The sequence below is a fragment of the Peptoniphilus lacrimalis DSM 7455 genome, from assembly GCF_000378725.1.
GTDB lineage: Bacteria > Bacillota > Clostridia > Tissierellales > Peptoniphilaceae > Peptoniphilus_A > Peptoniphilus_A lacrimalis.
Genome location: NZ_KB900369.1, coordinates 181,003 through 190,036, shown reverse-complemented (window position 1 = coordinate 190,036; position 9,034 = coordinate 181,003). Strand labels below are relative to the sequence as shown.

The following is a 9,034-nucleotide window of genomic DNA, read 5'->3' as shown; positions in this document are numbered from 1 at the left end:
CTAAATAAAACTATGTGTGGCCCGGTAGTTCAGCTGGTTAGAATGCCAGCCTGTCACGCTGGAGGTCGTCGGTTCGAGCCCGATCCGGGTCGCCAAATTTTTAACTATGTTTACTTAAGTTTATTTAATTAGTCTTTTGCTTATACACCAGACTAGTGGCTTAATTGTCGGTCATTGGCCGGCATAGCTCAATTGGTAGAGCAACTGAATCGTAATCAGTAGGTTGGGGGTTCAAGTCCTCTTGCCGGCTCCAAATTTTAATATTTGCTGGTGTAGCTCAATTGGTAGAGCAACTGACTTGTAATCAGTAGGTTGGGGGTTCAAGTCCTCTCACCAGCTCCATAAAAAATTTGTAATTTTTACTTTACATTTGTTTAATAATTGTATAAAATATATGTATGCGGATGTGGCTCAGTGGTAGAGCATCGCCTTGCCAAGGCGAGGGTCGCGAGTTCGAATCTCGTCATCCGCTCCATTTTTTTATTATGCGCCATTAGCTCAGCTGGATAGAGCGTTTGGCTACGGACCAAAAGGTCAGGGGTTCGAATCCTCCATGGCGCGCCACAAAATTTATAGTTTGAAGGGTTTCTTTTTTTTAACCCTTTTGCAGAAGTGCTGGAATAGGCAGACAGGCATGTTTGAGGGGCATGTGCAAGCTTTTGCGTGAGGGTTCAAGTCCCTTCTTCTGCACCACATATTCTTATGAATATTTTGCCGAAGTGGCGGAATTGGCAGACGCATCAGACTCAAAATCTGACGTTGGAAACATCGTGGGGGTTCGAGTCCCCCCTTCGGCACCACTAAATTTGCGCGGTCTAGTTTTTACATGACCGTGATTTTTTTTGCATTGTTTTCTATTTTTTTGCTTTTCTTTATTTTCTTTTATTGTCATTTTATTAATTTAAATTTCTCATTATTTTATTTTCTTATTTAATATTAATAAAATATTTTAATTAATTTGTTTATAGGATTTAAATTATTATCAATATCATCAAGGTTTTTTTATTCGTATTTTTGAGTTATAATTTAAGGCAAGAATATATATTTATTATGGGGGATTTATGAGCAAAAATATTTTTTTAATTATAGATGGTTCTTCTTTGTTTTTTAGGGCTTTTTATGCTCTTCCTTTATTAAAAACAAAAAGAGGTATTTATACTAATGCTATATATGGATTTGTTATGATGCTTGAAAATGCTATTGAGCGAGTTAAACCGAGTCATATAGTTGTATGTTTTGATAGAAAAGGTAAAACTTTTAGAAGCGAGCTTTATAAAGATTATAAAGGTACAAGGCAAAAGACACCTAATGAATTAGAACAGCAATTTCCATTAGTTAGAGATATTTTAAAATATATGAATATTGTTGTTCTTGATTCACCTGTTTATGAAGCTGATGATATTGCAGGAACTTTATCTCTTATAGCGTCTAAAGAAGGTTATAAATCTTATTTATTAACAGGAGATAAGGATTATTATCAACTTGTAGATGATAACACCAATGTTTTGATGACAAGGAAGGGTATTACTGAGCTTGAAGTTGTGAATTTGAAAAGTATAAATGATGATTACGGTATTAGTCCACAGGAATTTATAGATCTTAAAGGCTTAATGGGTGATAGTTCTGATAACATTCCTGGCGTTCCTGGTATTGGACCTAAAACTGGTTTAAAACTTATTAAAGAGTACTCCACTATAGAAAATCTTTATAATCATTTAAGCGAAATTTCTGGGAAAAAACTTAAAGAAAATTTGGAAGAAAATAAAGTTCAAGCTTTTATGAGTAAAAAATTAGGTACTATTGTTAGGAATATAGATTTGCCTGTTGGTCTTTCTGATTTAAAAATTAAGGAATATGATTATGAAAATTTATCTAAACTATACAGGGATTTTGAATTTAATTCTATTTTAAAAAGATTGCCTGAAAAGTATCAAAAGGAAAAAACAGAGGAAATTTCTGATACATTTTTCCAAATTTCTAATGATTCTATTGATGATATTATAGAAAATATTAAGGCCAGTAAATCTTTTGCTTTTAAATTTATTAGTGATGGAAAAATTTATGAGGGTATAGATCCATTTAAAATTGCAATTTTACCAAAGGGTTATAATACCAGCGTAATTGATTATAATAAAGATAATTTGTCAAATTTAAAAGCTCTTTGGGAAGATGACAGCATAGAAAAACTCGGTTATGATTTAAAAGAAGATATTATTGTTCTTCAATATAATAAAATTGACTTAAAAAATTATTGCCACGACTCTATGATTGCTGAATATCTCTTAAATTCTACTGAATCTAATTATGAGATTGACCACCTTGCAAGCAGGTATTTCAATAAGGCTTATAAGAGTGAAGAGGAACTTTTGGGTAAAGGTGTGAAAAAAAAGAAATTCCAAGAAATTGATGAGGGTGATTTAAATTCTTATTTTTCTTACATTTTAAACATGGTTTATACAATTAGTCCTCTTCAAATGGAAAAAATAGAAGCGGAAGGCATGAAAGATCTTTATGTAAATGTTGAGTTACCTCTAATAGAGGTATTAGCAAATATGGAGATTGTTGGTATTAGAACAGATGTTAATATATTAAATGAAATTGATGAGAAAATCAAAGAAAGGATTAATGATCTAGAATTTAATATATATAAGGATGCAGACGAGCAATTTAATATTAACTCTCCTAAACAATTGGGACAAATATTATTTGAAAAAATGGATTTGCCTGTAATTAAAAAGACTAAAACAGGATACTCAACTTCTGCTGATGTTCTTGAAAAGTTAAGAGGAAAGTCGCTAATTATTGACAATATTTTAGAGTATAGAAAAATCAGTAAAATTAAAAATACTTATATTGATGGGTTAAGAGATGTTATTAATAAAAAGACTGGCAGAATTCATTCCAGATTTAATCAAACAGTAACATCTACTGGAAGAATTTCCTCTACTGAGCCAAATTTACAAAATATTCCTATAAAAACTCATGAGGGTAGACTGATCAGGAAAGCTCTTTTATCTTCTGAAGGTTCAAGTCTTGTAGATAGTGATTATTCACAAATTGAATTAAGAGTTTTAGCTTCTCTTTCTAATGATACTTATATGATTAACGCATTTGCTGATGGTCTTGATATTCATAGAAAGACAGCTTCAGAAGTATTTCATACTCCCTATGATGAAGTTTCAGATGAATTGAGAAGTATGGCAAAAGCAGTTAATTTTGGAATTGTTTATGGTATAAGCGATTATGGTCTATCACAAAATCTTAATATTCCAAGGAAAGAAGCAAAAACTTATATTGATAACTATTTGGGACATTTTCAAGGAATAAAAAAATATATGAATGATATCATTCATGTAGGGACAGAAAAAGGTTATGTTGAAACTTTGCTTCACAGAAGAAGGTACATTCCTGAACTTAAAGCAAAAAATTTTAATATAAGATCTTTTGGGGAAAGAATTGCATTAAACACTCCAATTCAGGGTACAGCAGCAGATATAATAAAGATTGCAATGGTTGGAGTATATAAGGAACTTAAAAAGAAAAATTTGAAAGCAAAATTAATTTTACAGATTCATGATGAATTAGTTGTTGATGCTCCAGATGAAGAAGTTGCTGAAGTTTGTGAAATTATGAAGGATGTAATGGATAATGCTTTAATAATGAAGGTTCCTCTTAGTGTTTCAATGAAAACAGGAAAAAGTCTATATGAAACAAAGTAAAATAATTGCAATAACAGGTTCGATTGCTTCGGGAAAATCACAAGTTACTAATTTTTTGAAGCAACTATATTACAAAGTTATAGATTCTGATATTATTTCAAGAGATATTATTAACGAAAGAGAAGTTATAGAAAAGATAAAATCATATTTTGGAGAAAATCTATATTCTGAGGGAGTTTTAGATAGAAGTGCCTTAGCTAGCATAATTTTTAATGATAGGGAAAAAAGGGATTTGTTAGATTCAATAACTCACCCATTAATATATAAAAGAATTTCTGAGAAAATACAAGAATATAAAAGAGAAAAAATAGTTTTTGTTGATATTCCTTTGTTGATAGAAAATGGGACAAAGTCTTATGGTATGAATTTCGATGAAATATGGTTAGTTTATGCTGATAAAGAAACTCAAATTAGAAGGCTTATGTCTAGAGATGACATATCTTATGATTATGCAAATTTAAAAATTTCTTCACAAATGAGTATGGAAGAAAAAAAAAAGTATGCTGATATTATCTTAGATAATAGAGGGGATTTAGACGAGCTAAAGGATAAAGTTTTGAAAGCTTTAAATAGATTAAATAAATGAAAATTTTATCAATAATTTTTATAATATTTATTTATTCAATATATGAAAATAAATATTATAAAATACATAATATTAAAATAAAAAGTGAAAAAGTACACAAGAAAGTAAAATTTATACAAATTTCTGATTATCACTTAAATCCTTTTATTAATCTTAAGTCACTAGAAAGACATATTAATAAATTTCAAGCAGATTTTGTTTTTCTAACTGGAGATTTTATAAACAGGTCTACTCGTCCTAAAGATTTTTCCAAGATGGAGGATTTTTTAAAAATATTTTCATCTGAAGTATTTTTTGTTAGTGGTAATCACGAGGAAGAAAACGAAAATTGTAGTTTATTTTTTGATATTTTAAATAAATACCATGTAAAACTACTTGATAACAAAAATGCTATTCGTGGTGATATTAACATAAATGGCAAATTTTATAATGGAAAAACTAGCAATTTGAAGTGTTTAAATGATAAGTATAATATTTTGTTAATTCATGATCCTTTAGATTTTATCTATAATGAAGATAAAAATTTTGATCTTGTTTTGTCAGGTCACCTGCACGGAGGACAGGTGACATTACCTTTTATCGGCGCATTTATTGACCCATACTTTAATTTATTTCCCAAATACTCTAAGGGATTTTATAAAATAAGACAAAGCATTTTATATATTACTTCTGGCATGGGTTCTAAATTTATATTAAGAACTTTTAATCCTTGTGAGATGATTTTTTTTACATTAGATAATGAAGATTAATATTTTGATTTATCTATCGTTTTAATGGATTACAAATTATGATATACTCATATATTATGGTGGTTAGATGGAAAAATGGTTTATAAAAAATAGTAAGGATTATGAACTTTCATATGAAAAATATGGATTAAATAAAATTTTATATAGAATATTGTTAAATAGGGGAATAAAATCTGATGAGGAATTGGAAAAATTTTTAAAACCAGACCTCTCAAATATTCATTCTCCAATTTTTCTAAAAGATATGGTTAAGAGTGCAAATATTATTATTAGTCATATAACCAAAGGCTCTAATATTAGAATAGTTGGTGACTATGATGTTGATGGAATAACTTCTACATATATTTTATATTGTGGATTGAAGAAAATAGGAGCTAAAGTTTCATATGACATTCCTAATAGAGTTTTAGATGGATATGGTATTAATAATAAAATCATAGATAGGGCAAAGGAAGATGATATATCTCTAATTATAACTTGTGATAATGGTATAGCGGCCTTTGAACCTGTTAAGTATGCTAGAAATTTAGGTATAGATGTAATTGTTACTGACCATCATGAACCTGCTAAGGTTTTAATTGAAGGTGTTTTACAAGAAAAATTACCTGATGCTAATGGTCTTATTGACCCTAAGGTATCTGATTCAAAATACCCTTTTAAAGATATTTGTGGTGCTTGTGTAGCTTTTAAATTAATATCTTATTTGTATTTAATAAAAGGCAAGGAAGGACAGGAAGTCTATGATGACTTTTTAGCCTATGTTGCACTTGCAACAGTTTGTGATGTAATGCCTTTAAAAGATGAAAATAGAATTCTTATACATTATGGACTTGAAGCATTAAAAAATGTGCAAGATGTCGGGTTAAATGCATTAATAAGTGCTTGTGATATAAAAAAAGAAGATATAGATGTTTATCATATTGGATTTATTATTGGCCCAACTTTAAATGCTTGTGGCAGATTAAAAACTGCTAAAGAAGCTGTAGAACTCCTTTTAGAGAAAGATTACAACTCTGCAATCGAGAAAGCAAAAGAAATAAGGAATATTAATAATCAAAGACAAAATTACACGAATGATGGATATATAAAGGCAATAAAAATCATAAAAGAACAGGAACTTTTGAAAAAATATCCTATTTTATTAATTTATGTTCCCAATATTAATGAGTCTATTGTTGGAATAATAGCTGGTAGAATAAAGGAAAAATTTTATAGACCAACAATTGTTCTAACTGATTCTAATGGAATTATAAAGGGTTCTGGAAGAAGTATTGATGAATATAATATGTTTGAAGAGGTAAATGTATTTAGAGATGAACTTGAAGCTTTCGGAGGGCATAAAATGGCATGTGGTCTTTCAATAAAAAAAGAAAACTTCAATAATTTTAATTTAAATTTAAATAAAAATGCAAAATTAACAAGAGATGATTTGACTAAGAAGATTTATATTGATTATCCTCTTAATTTTCCACAGATTAATATGAAGTTAATTCAAGATTTAAATAAATTAAAGCCCTTTGGTACGGATAATGAGAAACCACTTTTTGGAAGTAGGAATTTAAAAATAACAGATATTGCAATTTTTGGTACTAATAAGAATGTTATTAAATTAATGCTGGAAGATAGTGGAGTTTTTCAAAATGCCTTACTGTTTAAAGATTCCAATGAATTTCTAAACGATTTAAAAAAGACTTATGGTCAAGAGGCTGTAACTGGGCTTTTGCAAAAATCAAATAAAAATATTAAAATAGATGTAATATATTCTATAGATGTAAATAACTTTAGGGGTAATTCTAGTATTGAACTAAGGTTAAAAAGTTACAGAGTAAACGGTGAGAAAGATGACAATAGACGATTTAATTGAAAAAATAAAAACATATAATCCTAATGTTGATGAAGCTGAAATTAGAAGTGCCTATGAATTGGCAAAAGTTAATCATCAGGGTCAAAAGAGGAATTCAGGAGAGGATTATATAATCCATCCTCTTCATGTTGCAATGATCTTAGCAGATATGAATATGGATTCAGCGACGATTATAGCGGGACTTTTGCACGATACCATAGAAGACACTTCTGTAACTTATGAGGATATTGAAAAAAAATTTGGCAAGGAAATAGCAGAGCTTGTTGATGGAGTTACAAAACTAAAAAAATTAAATTATAAAAGCAAGGCTGAAAAACAGGCTGAAAATATTCGTAAGATGGTTCTTGCCATGGCAAAAGATATAAGGGTTATCATCGTAAAGCTTGCAGATAGACTTCATAATATGAGAACTCTCGAATATATGACTGAAGCCAAAAAAATTGAAAAAGCGACAGAAACTTTGGAGATTTATGCACCAATTGCTGATAGACTTGGTATGAGCAGGGTTAAATGGGAACTTGAAGACTTATCTTTAAGATATTTAGATCCAGATGAATATTATAAGCTAGTAGATATGGTTAACAAGAGAAGAAAAGAAAGAGAAGAGCTTATAAATTCTATTATTGATACCTTGAAAGTTAATCTTGAGAGAGTTGGAATAAAATGTGAAATAAATGGTAGACCTAAAAATTTTTATTCTATATATAAAAAAATGAAGGTAAAAGGCAAGGTTTTTGATGAAATATATGACCTATCAGCAGTGAGAATTTTAACAAATGATATTAAAGATTGTTATGGTGCCTTAGGTGTTGTTCATACCTTATGGAAGCCAATTCCTGGTAGATTTAAAGATTATATTGCTATGCCTAAACCAAATAATTATCAATCTTTACACACTACTGTAATTGACAATAATGGTGAAACCTTTGAAGTTCAAATAAGAACATATCAAATGCATCAAACTGCTGAATATGGTATAGCTGCCCATTGGAAATACAAAACTGGGCAAACAAAAACTACAAGTTTTGATGAAAATTTAACTTGGTTAAGACAATTGATGGAATGGCAAAAGGACTTAAATGATCCCAACGATTTTATGGATACGTTGAAAGTAGATTTCTTTGCTGATGAAGTTTTTGTATTCTCTCCAAAGGGAGATGTTATTAATCTTCCTGAAGGTTCAACACCAATTGATTTTGCTTATAGAATTCACACACAAGTTGGTAATACTTGCGTTGGCGCTAAGGTTAATGGTAGAATTGTTCCTTTGAGTTATAAGTTATCCTCAGGTAATATCGTTGATATAATAACAAACTCAAATTCTGGTCCGTCACTAGATTGGCTAAATATTGTTAAATCAAATCAAGCTAAAAAGAAGATATCACAATATTTTAAAATTAAAGATAGAGATAAAAATATTGAAAAGGGTAAAGAATTATTAGAAAAAGAAGCAAAAAGACTTAATTATAATGTCAATGAATTTTTAAAAGATGAATGGATAGATGAAGTTAGGGCTAAGTTGAATGTTTCAACAATTGATGATTTATATGCAGCTTTAGGTTTTGGAACTGTAAAATTAAGTCAAGTCACTGCAAAGCTTATTGATATATATAACAGATTCAATAAAAAACCTATAAAGAATATTGTAAAGTCTAAAAGAAAGGTACAAAAAAGTGGCATTGATGTTAAGGGAGTAGACGGAGTTAAGGTAAGAATTGCTAAATGTTGTACTCCAGTTCCCGGAGATGACATTATTGGATATATAACAATAGGTAGAGGAATTTCAGTTCACAGAGCTGATTGTCCAAATGTTAATAATAATGTTGAGGAATCTAGAATTGTTCAAGTTTCATGGCAAAAAGATGAAGCGAACAGTTACGAAGCCGCTATTGAAGTTAGAGCACTTGATAAACCTAATGTTATCGGTGATGTCGCAAATAGAATTAATGAAGCTAAGCTTAATATGACAAGTTTAAATGCTCGCTCAACAAGAGATGGAGATGCAATTGTTGACGTAATACTTGAAATTACAAATATTGATGAACTTGAAGGAATTATTGAGAAGTTAAAAAGAGTCAAGAATGTTTTTGACGTTTATAGAATGAAAGCGTGATTA

5 protein-coding genes and 7 tRNA genes are annotated in these 9,034 nt (G+C 29.5%); all 12 read left to right on the top strand.

Features of this window, described 5'->3' with window-relative positions; genetic code table 11:
• Nucleotides 1-18: 18 nt before the first annotated feature.
• A tRNA-Asp gene (locus F594_RS0103800) sits at nt 19-95 on the top strand.
• Between the two features lie 82 nt (nt 96-177).
• Nucleotides 178-253 (top strand) — tRNA-Thr (locus tag F594_RS0103795).
• 13 nt (nt 254-266) lie between these two features.
• Nucleotides 267-342 (top strand) — tRNA-Thr (locus F594_RS0103790).
• A 58-nt stretch (nt 343-400) separates the two neighbouring features.
• Nucleotides 401-475, top strand: a tRNA-Gly gene (locus F594_RS0103785).
• A 12-nt stretch (nt 476-487) separates the two neighbouring features.
• A tRNA-Arg gene (locus F594_RS0103780) sits at nt 488-564 on the top strand.
• Between the two features lie 42 nt (nt 565-606).
• Nucleotides 607-693, top strand: a tRNA-Leu gene (locus F594_RS0103775).
• A gap of 20 nt (nt 694-713) precedes the next feature.
• Nucleotides 714-800: transfer RNA gene (locus F594_RS0103770), tRNA-Leu, on the top strand.
• 261 nt (nt 801-1,061) lie between these two features.
• Entirely contained in the window at nt 1,062-3,719 is a 2,658-nt protein-coding gene (gene polA, locus F594_RS0103765; protein WP_019034608.1) for a DNA polymerase I, read from the top strand.
• Entirely contained in the window at nt 3,706-4,305 is a 600-nt protein-coding gene (gene coaE, locus F594_RS0103760; RefSeq protein WP_019034607.1) for a dephospho-CoA kinase, read from the top strand. The genes polA and coaE overlap by 14 nt, the downstream gene beginning before the upstream one ends.
• On the top strand, nt 4,302-5,054 hold the full coding sequence (locus F594_RS0103755) for a metallophosphoesterase (RefSeq protein WP_019034606.1): 753 nt from the start codon (nt 4,302-4,304) through the stop codon (nt 5,052-5,054). The genes coaE and F594_RS0103755 overlap by 4 nt, the downstream gene beginning before the upstream one ends.
• 67 nt (nt 5,055-5,121) lie before the next feature.
• Nucleotides 5,122-6,918, top strand: a complete 1,797-nt coding sequence (recJ, locus tag F594_RS0103750; RefSeq protein WP_019034605.1) for a single-stranded-DNA-specific exonuclease RecJ — start codon at nt 5,122-5,124, stop codon at nt 6,916-6,918.
• Nucleotides 6,896-9,031, top strand: coding sequence for a RelA/SpoT family protein (locus F594_RS0103745; protein ID WP_019034604.1), 2,136 nt, complete (start codon nt 6,896-6,898; stop codon nt 9,029-9,031). Before recJ ends, F594_RS0103745 begins: the two co-directional genes overlap by 23 nt.
• The last annotated feature ends 3 nt before the right edge of the window (nt 9,032-9,034 follow it).

Excerpts from the sequence above, each read along its gene's own strand:
- coaE (WP_019034607.1), top strand. The coding sequence starts at position 3,706 with ATGAAACAAAGTAAAATAATTGCAATAACAGGTTCGATTGCTTCGGGA.
- F594_RS0103745 (WP_019034604.1), top strand. The coding sequence starts at position 6,896 with ATGACAATAGACGATTTAATTGAAAAAATAAAAACATATAATCCTAAT.
- polA (WP_019034608.1), top strand. The coding sequence starts at position 1,062 with ATGAGCAAAAATATTTTTTTAATTATAGATGGTTCTTCTTTGTTTTTT.
- recJ (WP_019034605.1), top strand. The coding sequence starts at position 5,122 with ATGGAAAAATGGTTTATAAAAAATAGTAAGGATTATGAACTTTCATAT.
- F594_RS0103755 (WP_019034606.1), top strand. The coding sequence starts at position 4,302 with ATGAAAATTTTATCAATAATTTTTATAATATTTATTTATTCAATATAT.